Here is a 21,639-nt window from a genome sequence, read left to right as displayed (position 1 = left end):
CGCCATGGCGTTCGGCGGCTTCACCGACGAGGCCTTCTCCTTCTACGAGGGGCTTCAGGCCGACAACAGCAAGTCGTACTGGACCGCCCACAAGGACACCTACGAACGCCATGTGCGCGAACCCCTGAGGGAACTGTGCGCCGAACTGGAAGAGGAGTTCGGCGCGGTCAAACTCTTCCGTCCGTACCGTGACGTCCGGTTCAGCAAGGACAAGTCGCCCTACAAGACGCATCAGGGCGGCCACACGAGCGAAGGCTTCTACCTCCAGATCGACGCGGACGGGCTCATGGTCGCCGGTGGCATGTACGCGCCCACACCCGAGCAACTCCGCCGCTACCGGGACGGCGTCGGCTCCGACCTCCACGGCCCGGAACTCCAGGCCATCGTGGACGACCTGCGCGCCGCCGGACTGGAGATCGGCGGAGACCGGCTCAAGACCCGGCCGCGCGGCACGCCCCCCGACCACCCACGACTCGAACTGCTTCGCCACCGCTCCCTCTACGCCCACCAAGGCTGGCCCGCCGACCCGTGGATGGAAACGCCCGAAGTGGTGACGCGGGTCCGCGCGTCATGGCGGCGGCTGCGCCCCCTCGTCGACTGGGGCAACCGGCACATCGGCCCACCCGACCTCACCCGCTGAACACGCCGCCCGACGGCCCGCCGCGCCAAACGTTTTGGTGGCGGTCCCAAGGTCCTGTATTCTCATCGAGGCGCGAGCGACCCCGGCCCAACGGCCCGGGCGCCCGTACCTCACTGGGGTATGGTGTAATCGGCAGCACGAGTGATTCTGGTTCACTTAGTCTAGGTTCGAGTCCTGGTACCCCAGCTGCGTCCGCCAGCGCGGACACACGCCCCCGTCGTCTAGTGGCCTAGGACGCCGCCCTCTCAAGGCGGTAACGGCGGTTCGAATCCGCTCGGGGGTACTCGGCGCCGCCTGCTCGCCGACCGTTGGTCGGCTTCGCCCGGTTTTCGCGTCTATCCAGGGGGCGACCCCCTGGAACCCCCGATGTGGGGGGCTCCACCCCCCACGCCCCCCTGTGGCTGAGGCCCTGGGGTTTTGTGCGGGTGGGTTCTTCTTCCGGTTCGGACATTGGTGCGATCATTTTTTCGCAGGTCGGTTGGGGAGATGTGACCAGCGGTTCGGTCTGGGGGCGGAGTCGAATTGTTGGAGTGACGTCGCGTATCGGCTGTGGGGGTGGGGTTAAGCGGTCGAGGTGGTGGGCGAACTCCGGTAGGGTGGGGGACGTCCGCACGGAGATCGTGTGGATGTGGTCCTGCCCCCGTCGTCTAGTGGCCTAGGACGCCGCCCTCTCAAGGCGGTAACGGCGGTTCGAATCCGCTCGGGGGTACACGCAGCCGCAGGCCTTCAGGTCTGCGGCTCTTGTATTTGCGGCAGGGGCCTTCTCGGTTCGATCGCGGCGAACGCGGCGCGGGTGACGTCCCGTTCCAAGGTGGCCGCCTGGAAACCGTACGTCGGGATCGCGTCCACCTTGATGATCAGACAGAACTGTTCCAGGCTCTCCACGGAGGCGGCCAGTTCGTTGTGTCGGCTTTTCAGGAAGTGAACGGCGGCGCGGTTGGCCAGAGACGTATGCCCGCAGATGAGGAAGACCGGTCGCGAAGCGGGGTCGGGACGGAACTTGGCCACCAACGCGCGTTCCTGCTGGCCGCGTGCGCACCGGAACCTTTCGCCGCCTACCACGAGGGCCAAGCGGTCCACGTCGGCGGAGAAGGGCGTGAGGGTGACACCGGGCAGATGCGCGGCGAGATGACCGCCGGTGCGGGGATTGGAGCCGCCCTCAGGTCCGCCGATGCAGAACTCGGTTCTGGTGCCGTTGCTCTCATGGAACTCGTGTGCCCCGCGGATGACGACCGGGCTGCCCAGCTCCCGCCCGAGCATCGCGATCTCGACCAGGGCGTGGACGTCGTCGTGCGCCGTGCTGCCGGGTTTGTCGGCCTTGTCGTTCATCACCACGACACAGGGCGCGCCCCCTTCGAGGCCGAAGAACACGGCCGTGCGATGCAGCTTCCGCGCCTGCTTCACATGGTTCAGCAGCCAGACGCCCCCGCCGCTCAGGACGCTGGTCACCAGGCCGATCAGGACATTGAGCAGTACTGCGGACATGGGTCCTTCCTCAAGGTCGCTCGCCGATCGAGGCGGCGAGAGGCCGGGGCCCGGTGGAGGTGAAACCAGCTTATTTCACGATCACGCCGTCCCCCAGAGCCTGGATTTCGTTCGCCTCAGGGGTTGAATTTGGAGTGGGGTCCAAGTCCTAGCCTTGTGGTATGAGCGTTGGCCAGGTCGGTGAGGCGTTGACAGTGGGGCAGTTGGCGGCGCGTGCGGGGGTGCGCGCCGACACGGTGCGGTACTACGAGCGGGAAGGGCTGATGCCCGTCCCCGCGCGCACCGGTGGCGAGCATCGGCGCTACGGGCCGCGTGACCTTGACCGGTTGCTGTTCATCCGTGGCGCGCAGCGTCTCGGTCTGCGACTGGTGGAGATCCGTGAGCTGGTGGCCGTCAGGGAGACCGGCGTGTGCGCGTGCGAGCCCGCCGAAGGGCTGCTTCGCCGTCATGTCGACGAGATCGACGCCGAGATGGCGCGGCTGGCGGCGATGCGCGCCGAGCTGGTCGAGATGCTGGCCGGCATGGACGGCCCCGACTGTCCCGGCCCGGTGCCGGGCACCTGGTGCCCGACCGGCCTTCCGGACCCGAGAGGAGGTGAGAGGAAGAATGTGCGAGTGCTGCGAGGACCCGACATGTGACGGCTCGTGCTGCGGCGACTGCTGCTGAGTCGCGTTCGTCGTCCCGCCCCTGGGCGCCCGGGCGGGCGCGGGGAAGCGTCGGTGGTGGCTTGTAGCGTCGGGGTATGGCTTTTCGGTCTGCGTTTCCCATGTTGGCGTGCGATGACCTGCAGCGGTCGCTTGAGTTCTACCGTGACGCGCTCGGTTTCCAGGAGACCTATCGGTTCGAGGAGGGTGGGGTGACGACGTTCGTCGCCCTGCGCCTCGGTGAAGGGTCGCTTATAGGGCTGGGGGTGGTCCCGGAGGGGGGTTCGGGGATTCATGGGCTTGCGCAGCGGCCGATCTCCGGTCGTTTTTTCGAGTTGTGCGTCTACTGTGACGACGTCGACTCCTCGGTCGAGGAACTGGCGGCCCTTGGTCATCCGGTGCTCGTCGCCCCCACCGACACGCCTTGGGGTGAACGCATCGCCTACGTCGCTGACCCTGACGGACATCCGGTGATGGTGACGGCCGAGAAGGCGTAGCCGGAGGGACGGCCCCCGCTCGTCCCTCCGGCAGGGGTGTGTCAGGTTCGGGCGTGGTCGGCCGGGGTGGCGCTCGGCTCGGGTTCGGGGGTCGACAGGCGGCCTGGCCACCAGAAGCGGGGGCCGAGGTCCAGGGCCAGGGCGGGGACGATGACGGAGCGGACGAAGAAGGTGTCCAGGAGCACGCCCAGAGACACCAGGACTCCGAGCTGCACCATCATCGTGATCGGCATGACGCCGAGGACGCCGAACGTCGCGGCGAGGACGAGGCCGGCGCTGGAGATGACGCCGCCGGTGACGCCCAGGCCGCGCAGGACGCCGGTGCGGTGGTCGGCGCGTCCCACCTCCTCGCGGACGCGGGAGACGAGGAACAGGTTGTAGTCCACGCCGAGCGCCACCATGAACAGGAAGCCCATCAGCGCGACCTGGATGTCGAGGGCCGGGAAGTCGAAGGCGTGGCGGAACAGCAACCAGGCCGCGCCGAGGGCCGCGAAGTACGACGCCACCACGGTCGCGATCACCAGGAGTGGCGCGATCAGGGCGCGGAGCAGGGCGATCAGGATGAGCAGGACGACGCCCAGCACCAGCGGGATGACGATCTTGCGATCATGGGCCTGCGCGTCCGCCACGTCGATGCTGCTGGCGGTGCTCGCTCCGATCGTCGCGTCGGGGATCGTTCTGCGTAGTTGGCGAACGGTCAGCTTGGCCGCTGCGCTGTCGGGCGGATCGTCCAGGACGACCTCCACTCGGGTGAGGCCGCCGTCCTTGGAGGGCTGCGGATCCTGGACGCGGGCCACGCCGGGGGCTTCTCGCAGGGCCGTTGTCACGCGCGACGCGTCCGGTGCGTCGGTGATGACCTGGAGGGGGCGGCTCTGGCCGCCGGGGTAGTGCTCCGCGAGGAGGCGTTCACCGATGGTGGAGGAGGGGGTGGTCGTGAGGAAGTTCGCGCGGTCCAGGCCCGTGTTGATACCGAGGGCGGCGGACGCGAGTGCGGCGAGGACGGCGAGGCCGCCGAGCCAGACCAGGCGAGGGCGGGCCGCGACGCGGTGGCCGACGCGGTCCCAGGCGCCACGTGCCGGTGGCGTGTCGCCGGGACGAGGAATGCGCGGCCAGAACACCCAGCGTCCGAAGATGACCAGCAGCGCGGGCAGGAAGGTCATGACGACGACCAGTCCGGCGAGGACGCCGATGGCGCCGATCGGGCCGAGCGCGTAGTTGAAGCCCATGTCGGCGGCCAGGAGGCAGAGCAGGCCGAGGGAGACCGTCGCGGCGGACGCGACGATCGGGGCGGCGGCGCGGCGCAACGCGACTCCCATCGCCCGGTGGCGGTCGGGGTGGCGGCGCAGCTCCTCCCGGTAGCGGGCGAGAAGCAGCAGCGCGTAGTCGGTCGAGATGCCGAACACCAGCGCGTTCAGGATCGCCGCCATGCCGTCCGCCACGTACAGGCCGGCGTGCTCGGCGAGGAGGTAGACGACCGCGTTCGACACCTGGAGCGCGATCGCCGCGCTCGCGATCGGCAGCAGCCACAGGACCGGGCTGCGGTAGGTGAGCAGCAGCACGGCCGTGACGACGAGGATCGTGATGATGAGCAGCGTCTTGTCGACGTTCTCGAAGGCGTCGCCGACGTCGAGCGCGCCGCCGGCGGGACCGGTGAGGCGAATCTCCAGGCCGTCCGGTGCGTTCGCCTGAGACTGGTCGCGGAGCTTCTCGGCCTTGTCGGTGAGGGTGTCGTCGTCCGTCAACGGCACGTGCAGCATGAGCGCCTTCCCGTCGGCGGACGGCTGCGGCGGCGCGATCGGCTTCGTCGCCACGGCGGCGAGGGCGCGGCGGTCGGCCTCCGCCTTCGCCCGGTCGGCGGCGGTGACGCCGGACGGCCGGACGTAGGCGATGATCCCCGGGGCGAGTTCGCCGCCGGGGAAGCGCGGCGCCAGCTCCTCGACCTTCGTGGACTGCGCGCCGCGCGGGAGTTCGGCGGACGCCTTCGCCTCGACGACGTCCGCGAGGCGGCTCGCCGCCGGGACGGCCAGGACCGTGACCGCGACCCAGAACAGCAGGACCGCCCATTTCAACAGGCGGCCCCGTGAGGGCGGCTGTTTGCGTGAGAGCAGCATGAGGTGCTCTCCTTTCCGTGGGGCTCGATGTCGCGTGCGAAACACGCCGGTCGGCGTGGTGATGCGGGCCTCCGCCCGGGCCGCCGAGGGGCAACTCGGCGGCCCGGGCCCTACGGCTCCGGAAAAGCCAGGAACCTGGTGTGGAGGGTGCGCGCGTCCGGCGGCGGATCGTCGTCGGCGCGTTTGTAGCGGTAGAGGAGCGCGATGTACTCCTCGAAGAAGGGACGCACCTGGTCCGGCGTCAACGTGACGGTGGAGAACGAGAACAGCAGCGCGTCCGCCCACGGGCCCAGCCCGTCGCGTGCGCGCTGGAACCGGTCGAGCATGTCGAGCTCGTTCGCGAACTCCAGGCGGGTCAGCTCCTCGACGGCCTCACGCATCTCCGGGGACTGCCGGCTGTACGGCGGGAGACGGCGGTCGCCGGGCACCGCCCGCCACCAGCGTTCCCGCCCACGCGCCAGCTCCGGCGCCTCCTCGACGAACCCGTACTTGGCGAGCTGCCGCAGGTGATAGCTCGTCGAGCCGGTGCTCTGGCCGAGTTCGCGGGCGAGACTCGTGGACGAGACCGGACCGCGCCGCATGATCTCGGCGATCCGTCTCCGGAGTGGGTGCGCCAGAAGGCGCACCTGCTGCGGATCGGTGATCGCCTCGGGCGGCGGTTGTTCCTTCATGTCCGCGACCGTAGGAGTTGCAAAGAGCCTTTGCAAGGGTTCTTGGCAAAGTTCACCGGAGGGGAGGAGCGGCCGCGACCTGAGAGGGAGGCGGCGGCTCACCCTCCTGATCGAGGATCCGGAGGGGTACGTGTCCTTGGCTGACGGGCGCCGCTGTGGTCAACTAAAAGCACTGGGATCCGGGGTGGGAGGCATGATGCGGGATCGCTTGGACGAGGTGTCGCCGGGTGCGTCGCTGGCCGAGAAGGTCGAGTGGCTGATCCGGAACCTGTGGCCCGCCGACGCGGAGCCGCCGCGCAACAACGTGGACGCCGCCGCCGCCATCGCGGCCGCCACCGGCGAGGACATCTCGTCCACCACCGTGTGGAAGCTGCGCACCGGACGGCAGGAGAACCCGCAGCTCAAGACGCTCACCGCGCTCGCCACTTTCTTCGGTGTCCCGATCGGCTTCTTCGGGTTCCCGAGCGAGTCGGACCCGATCGGCGAGGACCTGACGCTCAAGGCACTGCGCCGCGACGTCGAGAACGGCGTCATCCGGCCCGAGGTGCTGCGGGCGCTCGTCGACCTGTCCCCGGAGGCCCGCTGGGTCGTGGACGAGATGATCCTCGGCGCCGCGGCCGCCGACCGGGAACGGCACGGCGGGCACGGGTAGCCCACCGGCGCCCCCATGTTTTGCCGGTGCCTGATCAGGTAGGGGACACGGCGTCAGGGAACCGTACCCGGGAGGGGCAATGGCGCCGTTCGTCGTCGTCCTCTCGGTGGTGGGCCTGGTCGGCGCGCTCATCGCCGCCGTGTACGCGGCGTCCTGGGCGATGGCGCCCCGGGGGCTTCTGGAGGCGGGGCCGTTCCTCTCGGGGGCGCGGCCGGTCGAGCACGCGGTGTCGCGGTACCACGTGCGCTGGTACGCGGTCTCGATGATCTTCCTCGCCTTCGACATGGAGATGATCTTCATGTATCCGTGGGCGCTCGTCGTCGCGTCCGTGGGCGTGAAGGCGGTCGTGGAGATGTTCCTCTTCCTCGGGCTGATCCTGGTCGGCGTCCTGTACGCGTGGCGCGAGGGGGCGCTGCGGTGGGCCTGAGGGCCGCGGCCGCGCGTCCGTTCGTGGTGTCGGCGGCGGACGGGACGGCCGAGCGGCTGCGGGTCGAGGCCGAGCTGCGGCGGCGCGGGTGGCGGGCCGCCTCGTCCCCCACGGAGACGGGGACGCTCGTGGTCTGCGGGAACCCGGGGGCGGAACTGGCGCGGGCCATCGACGTCGTGTGGCGGGACATGCCGGAGCCGCGTGCGCGGATGTCCGCGGACCTCGTGACGGTCGGTGATCATTCGCGGGCCCGGCTGGAGATGGACGAGGTCGGCATGGCCGACCGGGCGGACGATCGGGACGGCCTGCGGCTCGACGTGCTGCATGTCCCGCTCGGGCCCGTGCTGGCCCACTGGCCCGCCGGGCTGCGGGTCGATCTGACCTTGCAGGGTGACGTCGTGCAGGCCGCCGAGGTCGTCGCGGTCGACACGGCGGACGGGACGTTCTGGCACGAGGGCCGGCGGGCGGCCCGCCGCCTCGACGGCGTGGCGCGGTTGCTGCGTGTCGCGGGCTGGGACGCGGCGGGCGAGCGGGCGGCCCTGTTGAGGGACGAGGCGCTGGAGGGCGTCCCGGACGTGGCGCGGCGGTTCCACCGGTTCGCCCGGAGGGTCGGGCGGTCGCGGGTGCTGCGCTGGATGACCCGGAACGCGGCCGACGTCGACGGGTGGTTGCGGGACATCGGAGCCGCGCTCGAAGGACGCCCTGCCGCCGGTCGGCCGAGTGAGCCCTGGCCGGAGGTCTTGGCGGGCCTGCCTCCGCGCCTCGAAGGCGCTGATCTCGGGGAGGCGCGGCTGATCGTCGCCGGTCTCGATCCGGACCTCGGGTCGGCCGATGGTTGAGGTGGTCGTTCTCGGCGGGCTGGCGGTCGCCGCCGCATGTCTGAACGGGGCCTTCGCGGGACGTCCCGCAGAACCGTTCCACGAGGTCGCACGGCTTTTGACCACACAGCGGCGCGTCACGGCCAGGGCCGACCGTCCGCTGACGCGGATCGGGGTCGTGTCGCTGCCGGTGGCTGCGGCGCTCGCGGCGCTGGTGGTGCCGTTCGGTGACCGCGTCGCGGTGGACACGGCGGTCGGCGTCGTCTGGTTCAACGCCATGGAGGTGGTGGCGTGGGCGTCGGTGTGGCTAACCGGATGGGGAGTCAACTCCGCGTACGCCCTCATCGGCGGCTACCGGTTCGTCGCGCAGGGGCTCGCGTACGAGCTGCCGCACATGTTCGCGCTCATCACGGCGGCGCTGGCCGCGCACTCCCTCGACCTGCGGACCATCGGGGACGCGCAGGACGGGCTCTGGTACGCGGTGTGGATGCCGGTCGCGTTCGTCGTGTACCTGCTCTCCGCACTCGCGATGGCGTTCTGGGGGCCGTTCGGTCATCCGGTCGCAGGCGACCTCGCGGGCGGCGCGGCGCTGGAGCTGTCCGGCCCGGACCGGCTCGTCCTCACGGCGGGACGGTACGGGCTGCTGACGGTCTCGGCGGGCGCCGCGGTCCCGCTGTTCCTCGGCGGCGGGTCGGGACCGGTGCTGCCCGGGTGGGCGTGGTCGCTGGTGAAGACCTGCGCCGTCCTGACGTTCCTGGTCTGGACGCGGCGGCGGCTGCCGGTACTGCGCATGGACCGGTTCATGACGGTGGCGTGGACGGTGCTGATCCCCGCCACGCTGCTGCAGATGCTCGTCGTCGGAATCGTCGTGGTCTGAGGGAGGAGCGGGGCCGTGGTGGACGCCGGGTTCTGGGTGCTCGCGGTCGCCGCCGTCGGGTTCGGCGTCGCGGTGTTCGTCGTGGACTCGATGGCGCGGGCGACGTTCGCGCTGCTCGCGTCCTTCCTCTGCGTCGGAGGCGAGCTGCTGCTGGTCGGCCTGAGCTACCTCGGCGTACTGATCGTCCTGATGATGATCATGGAGATGCTGGTGATGGTCGTGTTCATGGTCATGTACATGATGAACCCGGCGGGGCTGATGCCGATGACGATGACGCACAACGCGCGGGGCGCGCTCGCCATCTCCGCCGGCGCGTTCGCCGCGCTTGCGGCGGGGATCTTCGCGGCGCCGTGGCCGGAGCGGGCGGGCCGCCCGCCGCCCGACCCGACGTTCGCGCTCGGAGCCTCGATCATGGGGCCGAAGATGCTGGTCATGATGGTGCTCGGCGTCGCCATCCTGGCCACCATGATCGCGTCCGTGGTGCTCGCGACGAGCCGTGGACGCTATGAGCGGGGCCGCGATGACGCTTGAGACCTTCCTCCTGCTGGGGGCGGCGCTGTTCTGCGTCGGGTTGTTCGGCGCGCTGTCCCAGCAGTCGATCGTGATGCTGATGATGGGCCTCGAACTCATGATCAACGGTGTGGTGGTCGCCGCGGCGGGGTTCTGGCACTGGGTGTCGCCGGGGTCCGCGGACGGTCAGGTCCTGGTGCTCGTGGCCATCACCGTCATGGCGCTGGAGATGGCGATGGGCTTCGCCGTCGTCACCGCGCTGTTCCGGGCGCGGGACGTGGATCTCACGGATGACGCGGGAGATCTCAAGGGATGAGCGCAGCGCTCCGGGGGGTGTGGGGGGTCGTCCCCCCACAGAAGGCAGGGATGATCCCGGGATGGGGGAGCGGGCTGGTGGTGGACGAGTTGTCCGTCTTCCTGCTCGTGACCCTGGCCGTGGTGCTGGTGGCGGTGCTCGCCTATGCCTGGGCGGACGGCTACGGCGTCCGGTTCCACGCGTTGATGCTGCTGTTCGCGGCGGCGATGGCCGTCACGGTCACCGCGTCCGACCTGCTGCTGCTGTTGATGGGCTGGGAGGTCATGGGCGCGATGTCGTACGCGCTCATCGGCTACGTCTGGTCGGACCCGGAACGCGTCCGGTCGGCGGACGTCGCGTTCCTCACGACCCGGGCAGCCGACATGGGCCTCTACGCGGCGGCGGGGTTCGCGGTCGCCGGTGCCCACTCGCTGAAGTTGGACGACCTCGCGACGGCGAACGCCCCTTGGCGGGACCTGATCGCGGCCGGTGTCGTGGTCGCGGCGCTGGGCAAGTCGGCGCAGCTGCCGTTCTCGTTCTGGCTGTCGCGGGCCATGGCGGGCCCGAGCCCGGTGTCGGCGCTGCTGCACTCGGCCGCGATGGTGGTCGCCGGGGCCTACCTGCTGCTGCGCCTGCGTCCGCTGCTGGACGCCACCGGATGGGCCGCCACGACCGTGAGCTGGGCCGGTGCGCTGACCGCGCTGCTGCTCGGCGCGGTCGCGCTCGCGCAGCGGGACCTGAAGCAGCTGCTCGCGGCGTCCACGTGCGCGCAGATCGGCTTCATGGTGCTGGCCGCCGGAGCCGGAGCGGTCGACGGCGGGACGGCGCATCTCATCGCGCACGCCGCGGTGAAGAGCCTGCTGTTCCTGTGCGCGGGTGTGTGGCTGACCAGGCGCGGCACCCACCGAGTGGTCGATGTCGCGTTCGGGATCGGCGCGGTCGCGCTGGCCGGTGTTCCGCCGCTGTCGTTGTGGGTGACCAAGGACGAGGTGCTGGCGGGCGTCGGGTCGTCCGCACTGCTCGCCGTGGGGTTCGCGGCGTCCGTGCTCTCGGCGGCCTACGCCGGTAAGGCGCTGCTGCGGTTGTTCCAGGCGGCCGAGCGGGTCCCGGTTCCGTTGGCGCAGCGGATTCCGCTGGCGGGGCTGGCCGTGGCGGGCGCCGGGCTCGGCGTGCTCGGGCTGCCCGGAATTCTGGGCGAAGCCGGGCCCGTGGCCTGGGAGTCGGCGCTGGCCGGAGCGTTCGCGGTCCTGACGGTGGGGGTCGTGGTGGCCGTGCGCCGGGTTCCGGAGCCGGCGTGGGCCTTGCGGTGGTTCTGGCTGGAGCGGGCGGCGCTGGCAGGAGTGGTCCGACCCGGGTTCGCGGTGGCGCGGGCCCTCGCGCGGTTCGACGATCGGGTGGTCGACGGCGCCGTGGAGGGCGTCGCGCGGGGCGGACGGTGGACGGCCGGGCTCGCCCGCCGCCGCGTCGAGCTTCGTGTCGACGGCCTCGTCGGTGCGGTCGGGCGGGCCGCGCGGGGCCTCGCCGCCCTGGCCCGGCGCCCGCAGACCGGGCAGGTCCATCTGTACTTCGCGCAGGCGGCGGTGGTGCTCGCGGTGCTCGTCCTCGTCGCCGTCCTGGCCGGGTGAGCCCATGCTGACCCTGGTCATCTTCCTGCCGCTGGCCGTCGCGCTCGCGCTGCCGGGCGTGCCGCGCCGCGCCGTCCCATGGACGTGGCTCGGCGTCAGCGTCGTCGAGCTGGCGCTCGTCGCGGCGATGTGGGCCGCGCACGGGACGGGCGGCGGGACGTCGTTCGAGACGGACGCGCGATGGATCCCGTCCGTCCGAGCCGGGTACCACGTGGGTGTGGACGGTCTGTCGCTGCCGCTCCTGGCGCTGACGGCCGTCCTGTTCGCCACGTGCGCGGTGTACTCGCTGCGGAACACGCACCGGGTGCGGGCGTTCGCGATGCTGTTCCTGTTCCTGGAAACGGTCTGCCTCGGGCTGTTCGCGGCGCTCGACCTTCTGCTGTTCTTCGTGTTCTTCGACCTGTCGATCGTCGGCATGTACTTCGTGATCCTGCTGTGGGGACACGAGGACCGGGCCCGCTCGGCGCTGAAGTTCTTCCTCTACACGTTCCTGGGGTCGCTCGTCCTGCTGCTCGGGTTCATCGGTCTCTATCTCGGCGCGGACCCGCACACGTTCGACATGGTCGAACTGACCCGCACCCCGCCGTTCGCCGGGTCTCCCGGGCTCGCCGGGCTGACGCTCCTCGCGGTCGGCGCCGGCCTCGCGATCAAGACGCCGGTCGTGCCGTTCCACACCTGGCTGCCGCCCGCGCACACCGACGCGCCCGCCGCCGGGTCGGCGGTCCTCGCCGGGGTCATGCTGAAGATGGGGACGTACGGGCTCGTGCGGATCGCGATGCCGCTGCTGCCGGACGCCTGGCGCCGCTACGCCCTCGTGATGCTCGTCGTCGGGCTCGTCAGCGTCCTGTACGGGGCCTTCGTCGCGCTCGCGCAGGACAACGTCAAACGGCTCGTCGCGTACACGTCCGTCAACCACATGGGGTACATCGTCCTCGCGCTGGGCGCGGCCGGGTACGCGGCCGGTGACACCGACGCCCGGCGGCTCGCGGTCACGGGAGCGGTCACGCAGATGGTCAGCCACGGCCTCGTCACCGGCGCGCTGTTCCTGCTCTGCGGGGTCCTCCACGACCGGGCCGGGAGCTACGACATCGGACGGTTCGGCGGCGTCGCGCGCCGCGCCCCCGTCTTCGCGGGTCTCGTCGCGGTCGCCGCGTTCGCCTCGCTGGGGCTGCCGGGCCTGTCCGGTTTCATCGCCGAGTTCCAGATCTTCGCCGGAACGATCGGGACCGGCACCGCGGCGACGGCGGTGACCGGTGCGCTCGCCGTCGCGGGGATCCTCGTCACGGCGGCGCTGTTCCTGCGCGTCCTGCACCTGGTGGTGCTCGGACAGCCCGGCGAGCTGACGCCGCGCGTCACCGACGTGCGACGGCCCGAACTGGCGGCGCTCGTCCCGCTGCTCGCGCTGTCCCTGCTGATCGGTGTCGCGCCGCGCGTCCTGCTCGACACGATCGAACCGCTGTCCGCGGCGGTCGTCGCGCTCGTGGGCCGCTGATGAACGAGAACCCCGCCGACCTCGCGCCCGAGCTGTGCGTGCTCATCGCCGCCGTGCTCGGCCTGGTCAACGGGCTTTTCCTGCCGCGGACACGGCAGTGGCGGGTCGCCGTGATCTGCGCGGCCGGGCTCGTCGCAGGGCTGGCCGTAGCGGGCGTCGCCGCGACCCGCCCCGACCTGATGGCGTTCGACGCGTTCGAGATCGACCCGGTCACGCACGTCACCCGGATCGTCGTGTTCGGCTCGACCCTTCTCGTCGTGATCCTCGCCGCCGGGCAGGTGCGCGACCATCCGCGGGAGAGCGAGCATTACACACTGATCCTGCTGTCGGCGCTCGGGACCGTCGCGCTCGGCGCGACGTCCGACCTGCTGGTGCTGGTCGCCGCGTACCTGCTGGCGAGCATCCCCGCGTACGCGCTCGCCGGGTTCGGCAAGGACGCGCCGGGCACCGAGGCCGCGCTGAAGTACTACCTGATGGGCGCGCTGCTCGGCGTGGTGATGCTCGGCGGCGTCACGCTGCTGTTCGGGGTCGGGCGAGGCACGGCGTATCCGATGCTGCGCGAGGGGTTCGCGGACGCGTCGCCGGCGGTCGTCGCGGTCGGCGTCGTCGCGCTGCTGGCCGGGCCGCTGTTCAAGGCGGGCGCCGTCCCGGGGCACTTCTGGGTCCCGGACGTCACGGAGGGCGCGCCCCCGGCCGTCGCCGCCTTCGTCACGACCGTCCCGAAGATCGGCGCGTTCGCCGCCCTGTACCGGTTCGGCGCCGAGACGTCGCCCGGCGGCTGGGCGGTGCTCGTCGCCGTGATCGCCGCCGTCACGATGACGCTGGGCAACCTCGCCGCGTTCGGGCAGGACAACGTCCGGCGGCTGCTGGCGTACTCGACGGTCAGCCAGGCGGGCTACCTGCTCGTCCCGGTCGCCATGGCCGGACGGACGGACCTCGCGGAGCCCGCCGTGCTCTACTACCTCGCCGCCTACGCCGTGACCAACGTGGGCGCCTTCGCCGTCGTGCTCGCCGCCGGACGCGACGATCTCGCCGGATACACGGGCCTGCTGCGCCGCTCGCCGCTGCTCGGGCTCTCCCTGGTCGTCTGCCTGCTCGGCCTCGTCGGAACGCCGCCGACCGCCGTGTTCGTCGGCAAGGTCCTGATGTTCGGCGCCGCGCTGGACGGCGGTCACGCCTGGCTCGCCGTGGTCGCCGCCGTCAACACGGTCGCGAGTGTCTTCTACTATCTGCGCTGGATCATCCCGCTGTTCGGACGGCGAACCGGCCGCCCGGCACCCCGTCCGGCACGCGGCGCCTCGACCGTCGCGGTCGTGGCGGCAGTGCTGTCCGTACTGCTGGGCGTCGGCAGCGGCATCGCTCTCACCGCGTCCTGATCATGTCCCGGTCAGCCGTCGAACCACTCGCCGGTGGAGCGGGTTCGCGGCGGCTCGATCGGCCGTGTCGGCGCGTACGGCGGAGGCGCCGCCTGGGGCACGACCGTGTCCTGCCGGGCCCGGACCCGCTCCTGTAGGGCGGCTTCGATCCGCATCTCGTCCTCGGTCGGCGCCATCGCGATGATGGCCAGCAGGACCACCGACACCACGCCCATCCCGCCGATGAGCGGCATCAGGAAGTCGGTGGCGGTCGCGCCGGCGGGCGTCGCCTGCTCGGTGTGCGCGGTGACCCGCATCGCCGCCATGCCGGTGTAGTGCATGCCGGTCACCGCCACGCCCATGATCAGCGCGGCACCGGCGGTGGCCCACCCGCCGCGGATGTTCAGCGCGAACAGCAGCGCGACGGAGGACGCCACCACCGCGATCAGTACCGACAGCGCCACCAGCACGCTCCGGTAGGAGACGTCTCCGGCCATGTTCATGGCCGCCATGCCCATGTAGTGCATGCTCGCCACGCCGACGCCCATGACGACGCCGCCCACAACGATCTTGATGGGGCCGGTGGAGCCGAAGCCGACGACGAACAGCCCGCTCGCCACCACGACGACGGCGATGGCGCAGCTCAGCAGGGTGAGCGGCACGTTGTACCGGATCTCGGTGCCCGGCACGCTGAAGCCGAGCATCGCGATGAAGTGCATCACCCAGATGCCGGTTCCGCCGATCGCCGTCCCCGCGAGGACGAGCCATGACGCGCGGGAGCCGCCCGACGTGCCCCGAGCCCGTGCCGTGCACAGCAGTCCGAGCAGGGAGCCGATGACGGACATGACGTAGGCCAGTACGGGCGTCAGCAGCCCATAGGAGAAGTGGTGGACCTCTGACATCCGACCCCCCGGCCTTATGCGATGCGGTGCGCGGGATCATATACGACTTAGTCATACAAACCACCAGCATGCTGCCGGAAACGGCCACCGGGTTGCGTCTCAGGAGTGTGCCGTGCGGAGGGTGACGACCGCCGGTTCGCGCAGCCCGAAACGCTCCGCCGCGGAGCCCTGATTGACCGCGAGGCCCAGCTGTCCGGACGAGTCGACCCACAGGAGCGGGTCGCCGGGCGCGACGGCGCCGAACGTCTCCTCGAACGTGACCGGCGAGACGTGGCCGGGACCGGACAACTCCAGCGGGGTCCCGTGCTCCACCGTGCCGAACGCGGCGGCGAGATCGTCGGGGCCCGCGTTCAGGATCAGGCTGCCGAAGCGGTCGGTGTACAGGATCGGCGCGGTCAGCTCGCCGTCGCCCGCCACGGGGGGCGCGACGTTCAGCGGCACGGGATCGACCGGCGCGCCGAGATCGGCCACCGGAACGCCGGTGGCGATGTGGGCGGCGGCGGGGGAGAAGACGTCGCGTCCGTGGAACGACGCCGACACGGAGGGCAGCCGGTACTCCGGATTCTCCAGCACATGCGCCCGGACCACGCCGTCGAGTTCTTCCGCGGCCGGGACCAGAAGACCGTTGTCGGGGCCGACCAGCGCGTCCCCGCGTCCGGTCTCGATCACGATGGGCCGGCGCGGCGTGCCCACCCCAGGGTCGACGATGCCGACGTGCACGCCGACCGGCAGGTACGGCAGCGCCTGCCGGAGCAGCAGCGCGCCCTCGACGACCGCGTACGGGGTGATCTCGTCGGAGAGGACGAGCACCGTGGCGCCCGAGGCGATCGTGTGGACGACTCCCGCGCAGATGCCGGTGTACGCGGAGCCGAAGTCGGTCGCGAAGCTGACGAACGCGCGGCGCTGCGGCATGCGAACGACACTACCGGCGCCGCGCGACCCCGCTGAAGGCGTTCGAACATGGGGGCGGTCGGTACGCCGGACGGGCCGGGGACGACGGCGGTGACACGTTCGCCCCGTTGGGGGCGGTCGCCGTCCCGGGCCTCGGCGGTCTCCTCGGGACGCGGCCGGTAGCCGGTGAACGGGGTGGGACAGGGCGGCGGTGACCTCGCCCGCGGCTCGTATGCTGCGGGAGTGCGCGCCGAAGCCCTTGATCCCGTCCTGCTGCGGACGTTCGTCGCCGTCGCCGACCTCGGCTCGTTCACCGCCGCCGCGGCCGCGGAGGGCTACACGCAGTCGGCCGTGTCGCGGCAGATCGCGGCGCTGGAGGACGTGTGCGGCGTCGAACTGTTCGCCCGTGGCGCGCGGGGCGTCCGCCCGACACCGGCCGGCGAGTCCCTGCTGCCGCACGCCCGCGGCCTCCTCGACCGGCTGGCCGACACCGCCCGCGCGCTCGACGGGCTCCGCAGGCTCGACACCGGCACCCTGCGCCTCGGCGCGTTCCCGACGGCGAACGCCGCGCTGGTCCCGCGCGCCCTCGCCCGATTCCGGGCCCGGCATCCGGGCGTCCGGCCGTTGCTGCGGGAGGGGATGACCGAGCGGTTGCTGCCGATGCTGGAGGGCGGGGAACTCGACATCGCCGTGGTCAGCACGCACAAGCACCCGTCGATCGCCGCCGACGAGCTGGTGACGCTCGCCGACGACGCGCTGCTCGTCGCGCTCCCCAGCACCCACCGGCTCGCGGGCCACGACCGCGTCTCCCTCGCCGATCTGGCGGACGAGCCGTGGATCGTCGCCGACAACCCCGAGGCGATCGCCACCATGCGGGCCCGCTGCGAGAGCGCCGGGTTCGTGCCGCAGACGCCGCTGCGGGCCGCCGAGTGGATCTCCAAGCTGGGGCTGGTCGCGGAGGGGTTCGGCGTCGCGCTCGTGCCGGCGCTGGCGGCCACGGCCATGGCGCGGGACGGTGTCGTCCTGCGCGGCGTGGCCCCCGACCAGCCGCGCAGGACCGTCTACGCCGCCATGGGACGGCACGCCCGCAGGTCCCCGGCCGTCACCGCGTTCCTGACGGATCTGCGTGACGTGGCCGAAGAACTCCGTCCCCGGCCGCCCGCCTAGCTGCCGGGGACGGCGACCAGCTCCACCTCCAGCAGGGCGTCCGGGTGGAACAGCCGCGACACCTCGACGGCCGTGCTCACCGGGCGGTTGTCCTTCAGGAACGGCTTGCGGGCCTCCGCGTACTCGGGCAGCAGGTCCATGTCGGTGAGGAACGTCTGCACCTTGACGACGTCGGCGAAACCGGCGCCGTGCGCCGCGAGGATCTTCTCGATGTAGCCGAAGGTGACCTCGGTCTGGCGCGCCATGTCGCCCGGCGCGTCGATGTTCCCGTTCTCGTCCAGGGCGACCTGGCCCGACACGAACAGGAGCGGTCCCGCCGTCACCAGCGCGGTGTGGGAGTAGACGGGCCGCGGCGGCGGGGGGACGGTCTCGGGGTTGCCGAAAGTGACGCGCATCCTTGGATTCCTCCTGACAGGGCCTGCATTGGCTGGCGTGACGAAACGCTATGCGGCGACCGTGCCATGACACCAGCGAAGACTACGCATGGCAGCCATGCGTCCATGACATGACTGTGATCTACGCGGCGCGGAGGGAACGGCCGGCCCGCCCGTAGGGGACGCGCAGGTCAGGACTTGCCGAAGCGGCGGGACGAGGCGTCCTCCTGCGCCAACCGGTGCAGGGCCGTCAGGACCTGCTCGTACAGGACGGTCGAGACCAGCAGCGAGTGGACCGTTCTGGCGCGCGGCGTCCCGGCGGCGACCCGGCCGATCTCGTGGTCGGCCACCTCGGTCGCCGCCTTCACGTAGGGCCGCAGGTCGCGCAGGGTGATCGGGAAGCCGAGGCGGCGCAACGCCACGAACGTGTGCGCGAGCAGGTCGCGGGCGGGCGCGCGGTCGCCGACGTCCCAGCCGAGTTCGCGGACGAGGGCGTCCACGTCCTCGCGGGCGGCCCGCCAGTGGGGGTCGTGCGGCGCGGCGACGTGCGGGCCGATCGCGTGCTGCGTGGTGGCGAACAGCGCGTGCAGGCTGACCCGGTCGTCCTCGATGGCGGCGATGATCTGTTGGATGGCCGACACGGGCAGGTCGCCGACCTCGCGGAGGGCGCTGATGAGCCGGAGCCGCTCCAGATGGCGCCCGTCGTACTCGGACCGTGTCGCGCTGACCGCCGAGCCCTTGGGGAGCAGGCCCTCGCGGATATAGAACTTGATCGTCTGGACCGTCAGGCCGCTCCGATCACTGAGTTCGGAGATCTGCACCGTCGCACCCCCTTTACCGTTGGTTAACGGTATCCGGGGGGACCGATTAGATACCGGCACTATCCAAAGGGTGTCCGAGTTATGGGGGTAAGGGGGGACCAGTAGGGCGCGGGTCCGGGTCAGGACGCGGTCCGGCGCATTCCCTCGGTGATCTTTTCGGCGGCCGCCGCGACCGGTCCGGCGTGCAGGCGGCCGGGGGAGCGGGTCAGCCGTTCCAGCGGTCCGGACACCGAGACGGCGGCGATCACCCGTCCGCCCGCGCCGCGGACCGGGGCGGAGACCGAGCCGACGCCCTGCTCCCGCTCGCCGACGCTCTGCGCCCAGCCGCGGCGGCGCACCGACGCCAGGGTGGCGGCCTCGAACTTGGCGCCGCGCAGCCCGCGGTGCAGCCGGTCCGGCTCCTCCCAGGCCAGCAGGATCTGCGCGGCCGAACCCGCCGTCATCGGGAGCGCCGCGCCGACCGGGATGGTGTCGCGCAGGCCGCTGGCGCGCTCCGCCGCCGCCACGCACACCCGCACGTCGCCCTGGCGGCGGAACAGCGAGGCGCTCTCGCCGGTGTGGTCGCGGAGCTGGGCGAGGATGGGCTGCGCGATCGCGAGGAGACGGTCCTCGCCGGCCGCGATGGCGAGTTCGGCGAGCCGCGGGCCGAGAATGAACCGCCCCTGCGTGTCGCGGTGGACGAGGCGGTGGTGTTCCAGCGCGACGGCCAGCCGGTGCGCCGTGGGACGGGCCAGACCGGTCGCCTGGACGAGCTGCGCGAGCGAAGCCGGACCGGCCTCCAGGGCGTTCAGAACAAGAACGGCTTTGTCAAGTACGCCGACTCCGCTAGAGTTGTCCATGTCTTGATATTGCCGTCTCGGATTTTGAGATGCAAGTCGGGTCCGAACAGAGCCGTCCAACATACGAGGTGGGAGTGATGGGCCGAACACTGGCCGAGAAGGTGTACGACGCGCACGTGGTCCGGCGTGCCGAGGGTGAGCCGGACCTGCTCTACATCGATCTCCACCTCGTCCACGAGGTCACCAGCCCCCAGGCGTTCGACGGGCTGCGCATGGCGGGCCGTCCCGTCCGCCGTCCCGACCTGACCATCGCCACCGAGGACCACAACGTCCCGACCACGGACCTGCTCAAGCCCATCGCCGACCCGGTGTCGCGCACCCAGGTCGAGACCCTGCGCAAGAACTGCTCCGACTTCGGGATCCGCCTGCACCCGATGGGCGACGACGGGCAGGGCATCGTCCACGTCATCGGGCCGCAGCTCGGCCTGACCCAGCCCGGCATGACGGTCGTGTGCGGCGACTCGCACACCTCCACGCACGGCGCGTTCGGCGCGCTCGCGTTCGGCATCGGCACCAGTGAGGTCGAGCACGTCCTCGCCACGCAGACGCTGCCGCAGACGAAGCCGAAGACGATGGCCGTCACCGTCGAGGGCGCGCTGCCCGAGGGCGTCACCGCCAAGGACCTCATCCTCGCGGTGATCGCTCGGATCGGCACCGGCGGCGGGCAGGGCCACATCATCGAGTACCGGGGTGAGGCCGTCCGGTCACTTTCGATGGAGGGCCGCATGACGGTCTGCAACATGTCCATCGAGGCCGGGGCCCGCGCCGGGATGATCGCCCCGGACGAGACCACGTTCGCCTACCTCAAGGGGCGCCCGCACGCCCCGTCCGGGGCCGACTGGGACCGTGCCGTCGAGTACTGGACGTCCCTGCGCACCGACGACGACGCGGTCTTCGACAAGGAGGTCGTGATCGACGCGGCCGAGCTGACCCCGTTCGTCACCTGGGGCACCAACCCGGGCCAGGGCCTGCCGCTCGGCGACTCCGTGCCCGACCCCGCGTCCTTCGACGACCCGGTCGAGCGGCAGAGCGCCGAACGCGCCCTGGAGTACATGGGCCTCACCGCCGGGACGCCGCTGCGCGACATCGCGGTCGACACCGTCTTCGTCGGCTCCTGCACCAACGGCCGCATCGAGGACCTGCGCGCCGTCGCCGGGGTCCTGCGCGACCGGAAGGTCGCGGACGGTGTCCGGATGCTGGTCGTGCCCGGCTCCATGAAGGTCAAGAAGCAGGCCGAGGAGGAGGGGCTGGACGAGGTCATCTCCGCCGCCGGGGCCGAGTGGCGGGAGGCGGGCTGCTCCATGTGCCTGGCGATGAACCCCGACAAGCTCACGCCCGGCGAGCGCAGCGCGTCCACGTCCAACCGCAACTTCGAGGGCAGGCAGGGCCCCGGCGGCCGCACCCACCTGGTGTCGCCCGCCGTCGCCGCCGCCACCGCAGTCACCGGCCGCCTCGCCGCCCCCGCCGACCTGTAAGGAAAGTCATGGAAGCGTTCACCACCTACACCGGGCGCGCCGTGCCGCTGCGCCGCAGCAACGTCGACACCGACCAGATCATCCCCGCCGTCTGGCTGAAGCAGGTCAGCCGCACCGGGTTCGACAAGGGCCTGTTCTCCGCCTGGCGAGAGGACCCCGAGTTCGTCCTGAACCAGCCGCGGTACGACGGCGCGGGCATCCTCGTAGCCGGGCCCGACTTCGGCACCGGATCGTCCCGCGAGCACGCCGTGTGGGCCCTCCAGCAGTACGGCTTCCGGGTCGTCATCGCGCCGCGCTTCGGGGACATCTTCCGCAACAACTCCACGAAGATGGGCCTGCTGCCCGTCGTCATCCCCGGGGAGCAGGTCGACGAGCTCCAGACGCGGATCGAGAAGGACCCCACGCTGGAGATCACCGTCGATCTGGCGAGCCGCGAGGTCCGCTGGGACGGCGGCACCGCCTCGTTCGAGATCGACGACTACACGCGCTGGCGTCTCATGGAGGGCCTGGACGACATCGGCCTCACCCTCCGGCACGCCGACGCCGTCAGCGAGTACGAGGCCGCCCGCCGCGACTGGCTGCCCACGACGGTGTAAGGCCCGCCGGTTCGGCGGGGAAGACCGGTCTATCCCGTACCCGGGTGGACGCCTTGGAACGGTCGGCGGGGACAATCGCGTTAGTGCGAAGACCCGTTCGACCGTTCGGAGGCATGCCTTGGCCATGGTCCAGTGGACCGGCCCGGAGTGGGACGACCCCGCGTTGACCCAGCTCGCACGGCAGTTGCGTGACGCCCATCGGGCCGTCGCGCCGCTGCCGCCGTCGACCCGGCGGCGGCTCATCCGCCAGCTCCTGGCGATCACCGATCTGGCGAAACGGGACCCGGAACTGGCCGCCCGCAGGTTGGAAGCCTTCCTCGCCGATTTCTCCGAGACGCCCGACGTCGGTTAGCGTGCGCAGTGGCCGGATCAGGTCCGGTCACCCGTCGAGACGGGGGCGAGGCCGACAAAACGCCAGCGACACGCCAACTCGTGCGTGCAGGTGATTGTGTCCACGCTGAGGGTCCCTTAGTTT

24 protein-coding genes and 3 tRNA genes are annotated in these 21,639 nt (G+C 71.4%); 19 read left to right on the top strand and 8 right to left on the bottom strand.

Annotation, left to right across the window (positions count from 1 at the left end; genetic code table 11):
* Positions 1-4: 4 nt before the first annotated feature.
* The 4 genes from D0T12_RS12540 (at position 5) to D0T12_RS12525 (ending at position 1,349) form a co-directional block, all read left to right on the top strand.
* Positions 5-640: a DUF2461 domain-containing protein gene (locus D0T12_RS12540; RefSeq protein WP_117399652.1), complete on the top strand. Its 636-nt coding sequence runs from the start codon at positions 5-7 to the stop codon at positions 638-640.
* Between the two features lie 114 nt (positions 641-754).
* Positions 755-826 (top strand) — tRNA-Gln (locus D0T12_RS12535).
* A 24-nt stretch (positions 827-850) separates the two neighbouring features.
* A tRNA-Glu gene (locus tag D0T12_RS12530) sits at positions 851-923 on the top strand.
* A gap of 353 nt (positions 924-1,276) precedes the next feature.
* Positions 1,277-1,349, top strand: a tRNA-Glu gene (locus D0T12_RS12525).
* Positions 1,350-1,366: 17 nt separating this feature from the next.
* On the opposite strand, the gene D0T12_RS12520 is transcribed toward D0T12_RS12525, so the two are convergent.
* Entirely contained in the window at positions 1,367-2,125 is a 759-nt protein-coding gene (locus tag D0T12_RS12520) for a hypothetical protein (protein WP_117399651.1), read from the bottom strand.
* A 161-nt stretch (positions 2,126-2,286) separates the two neighbouring features.
* Here D0T12_RS12520 and D0T12_RS12515 point away from each other — a divergent pair, with 161 nt between their 5' ends.
* Both D0T12_RS12515 and D0T12_RS12510 read left to right on the top strand, forming a co-directional pair.
* On the top strand, positions 2,287-2,763 hold the full coding sequence (locus tag D0T12_RS12515; RefSeq protein ID WP_117399650.1) for a MerR family transcriptional regulator: 477 nt from the start codon (positions 2,287-2,289) through the stop codon (positions 2,761-2,763).
* Between the two features lie 104 nt (positions 2,764-2,867).
* Positions 2,868-3,266: a VOC family protein gene (locus D0T12_RS12510; protein WP_117399649.1), complete on the top strand. Its 399-nt coding sequence runs from the start codon at positions 2,868-2,870 to the stop codon at positions 3,264-3,266.
* 41 nt (positions 3,267-3,307) lie between these two features.
* Here D0T12_RS12510 and D0T12_RS12505 read toward each other — a convergent pair whose 3' ends face one another.
* Positions 3,308-5,377, bottom strand: a complete 2,070-nt coding sequence (locus tag D0T12_RS12505) for an MMPL family transporter (protein ID WP_117399648.1) — start codon at positions 5,375-5,377, stop codon at positions 3,308-3,310.
* Positions 5,378-5,487: 110 nt separating this feature from the next.
* A complete protein-coding gene (locus D0T12_RS12500; protein ID WP_117399647.1) occupies positions 5,488-6,048 on the bottom strand; it encodes an ArsR/SmtB family transcription factor in 561 nt (186 codons plus the stop codon).
* Between the two features lie 193 nt (positions 6,049-6,241).
* Between D0T12_RS12500 and D0T12_RS12495 the strand changes: the two genes are divergently transcribed.
* From D0T12_RS12495 to D0T12_RS12455, 9 genes are all read left to right on the top strand, one after another.
* On the top strand, positions 6,242-6,700 hold the full coding sequence (locus D0T12_RS12495; protein WP_147339486.1) for an XRE family transcriptional regulator: 459 nt from the start codon (positions 6,242-6,244) through the stop codon (positions 6,698-6,700).
* 79 nt (positions 6,701-6,779) lie between these two features.
* Positions 6,780-7,127: an NADH-quinone oxidoreductase subunit A gene (locus tag D0T12_RS12490; protein WP_117399645.1), complete on the top strand. Its 348-nt coding sequence runs from the start codon at positions 6,780-6,782 to the stop codon at positions 7,125-7,127.
* Positions 7,118-7,966, top strand: a complete 849-nt coding sequence (locus D0T12_RS12485) for a hypothetical protein (protein ID WP_117399644.1) — start codon at positions 7,118-7,120, stop codon at positions 7,964-7,966. Before D0T12_RS12490 ends, D0T12_RS12485 begins: the two co-directional genes overlap by 10 nt.
* Entirely contained in the window at positions 7,959-8,822 is an 864-nt protein-coding gene (locus D0T12_RS12480) for a complex I subunit 1 family protein (RefSeq protein ID WP_117399643.1), read from the top strand. Before D0T12_RS12485 ends, D0T12_RS12480 begins: the two co-directional genes overlap by 8 nt.
* 15 nt (positions 8,823-8,837) lie before the next feature.
* Complete coding sequence (locus tag D0T12_RS12475; protein WP_117399642.1) at positions 8,838-9,353, top strand: NADH-quinone oxidoreductase subunit J; 516 nt, start codon at positions 8,838-8,840, stop codon at positions 9,351-9,353.
* Positions 9,343-9,648 carry an NADH-quinone oxidoreductase subunit NuoK gene (nuoK, locus tag D0T12_RS12470; RefSeq protein ID WP_117399795.1) on the top strand — a complete coding sequence of 102 codons (306 nt, stop codon included), beginning with the start codon at positions 9,343-9,345 and terminating at the stop codon, positions 9,646-9,648. Before D0T12_RS12475 ends, nuoK begins: the two co-directional genes overlap by 11 nt.
* 50 nt (positions 9,649-9,698) lie before the next feature.
* Entirely contained in the window at positions 9,699-11,252 is a 1,554-nt protein-coding gene (locus tag D0T12_RS12465; RefSeq protein ID WP_233525995.1) for a proton-conducting transporter transmembrane domain-containing protein, read from the top strand.
* Positions 11,253-11,256: 4 nt separating this feature from the next.
* Complete coding sequence (locus tag D0T12_RS12460) at positions 11,257-12,744, top strand: complex I subunit 4 family protein (RefSeq protein ID WP_117399640.1); 1,488 nt, start codon at positions 11,257-11,259, stop codon at positions 12,742-12,744.
* The gene (locus D0T12_RS12455; RefSeq protein WP_117399639.1) at positions 12,744-14,120 is read left to right on the top strand and encodes an NADH-quinone oxidoreductase subunit N; all 1,377 of its coding nucleotides are present in this window, start codon (positions 12,744-12,746) and stop codon (positions 14,118-14,120) included. The genes D0T12_RS12460 and D0T12_RS12455 overlap by 1 nt, the downstream gene beginning before the upstream one ends.
* 11 nt (positions 14,121-14,131) lie before the next feature.
* On the opposite strand, the gene D0T12_RS12450 is transcribed toward D0T12_RS12455, so the two are convergent.
* Both D0T12_RS12450 and D0T12_RS12445 read right to left on the bottom strand, forming a co-directional pair.
* Complete coding sequence (locus D0T12_RS12450; protein WP_117399638.1) at positions 14,132-15,001, bottom strand: MHYT domain-containing protein; 870 nt, start codon at positions 14,999-15,001, stop codon at positions 14,132-14,134.
* 99 nt (positions 15,002-15,100) lie between these two features.
* Positions 15,101-15,913 carry an SAM hydrolase/SAM-dependent halogenase family protein gene (locus D0T12_RS12445; protein ID WP_117399637.1) on the bottom strand — a complete coding sequence of 271 codons (813 nt, stop codon included), beginning with the start codon at positions 15,911-15,913 and terminating at the stop codon, positions 15,101-15,103.
* Between the two features lie 222 nt (positions 15,914-16,135).
* Between D0T12_RS12445 and D0T12_RS12440 the strand changes: the two genes are divergently transcribed.
* Positions 16,136-17,059 (top strand): LysR family transcriptional regulator, encoded by a 924-nt coding sequence (locus D0T12_RS12440; RefSeq protein ID WP_199487410.1) that lies wholly within the window; start codon positions 16,136-16,138, stop codon positions 17,057-17,059.
* Here the strand turns inward: D0T12_RS12440 and D0T12_RS12435 are convergent.
* The 3 genes from D0T12_RS12435 to D0T12_RS12425 form a co-directional block, all read right to left on the bottom strand.
* Positions 17,056-17,454: a RidA family protein gene (locus D0T12_RS12435; protein WP_117399636.1), complete on the bottom strand. Its 399-nt coding sequence runs from the start codon at positions 17,452-17,454 to the stop codon at positions 17,056-17,058. The two genes, D0T12_RS12440 and D0T12_RS12435, sit on opposite strands and share 4 nt — an antisense overlap.
* A 170-nt stretch (positions 17,455-17,624) precedes the next feature.
* Positions 17,625-18,254 carry a MerR family transcriptional regulator gene (locus D0T12_RS35320; RefSeq protein WP_158581479.1) on the bottom strand — a complete coding sequence of 210 codons (630 nt, stop codon included), beginning with the start codon at positions 18,252-18,254 and terminating at the stop codon, positions 17,625-17,627.
* Between the two features lie 119 nt (positions 18,255-18,373).
* Positions 18,374-19,093 (bottom strand): IclR family transcriptional regulator, encoded by a 720-nt coding sequence (locus D0T12_RS12425; protein WP_117399635.1) that lies wholly within the window; start codon positions 19,091-19,093, stop codon positions 18,374-18,376.
* Between the two features lie 77 nt (positions 19,094-19,170).
* Here D0T12_RS12425 and leuC point away from each other — a divergent pair, with 77 nt between their 5' ends.
* The 3 genes from leuC (at position 19,171) to D0T12_RS12410 (ending at position 21,516) form a co-directional block, all read left to right on the top strand.
* A complete protein-coding gene (gene leuC, locus D0T12_RS12420) occupies positions 19,171-20,568 on the top strand; it encodes a 3-isopropylmalate dehydratase large subunit (protein WP_117399634.1) in 1,398 nt (465 codons plus the stop codon).
* 8 nt (positions 20,569-20,576) lie between these two features.
* Complete coding sequence (gene leuD, locus D0T12_RS12415; RefSeq protein ID WP_117399633.1) at positions 20,577-21,164, top strand: 3-isopropylmalate dehydratase small subunit; 588 nt, start codon at positions 20,577-20,579, stop codon at positions 21,162-21,164.
* 124 nt (positions 21,165-21,288) lie between these two features.
* Positions 21,289-21,516: an SCO5555 family protein gene (locus D0T12_RS12410; RefSeq protein ID WP_117399632.1), complete on the top strand. Its 228-nt coding sequence runs from the start codon at positions 21,289-21,291 to the stop codon at positions 21,514-21,516.
* The last annotated feature ends 123 nt before the right edge of the window (positions 21,517-21,639 follow it).

It is taken from the genome of Actinomadura spongiicola (assembly GCF_003432485.1).
GTDB lineage: Bacteria > Actinomycetota > Actinomycetes > Streptosporangiales > Streptosporangiaceae > Spirillospora > Spirillospora spongiicola.
This window is presented reverse-complemented; position numbering and strand designations above follow the sequence as displayed.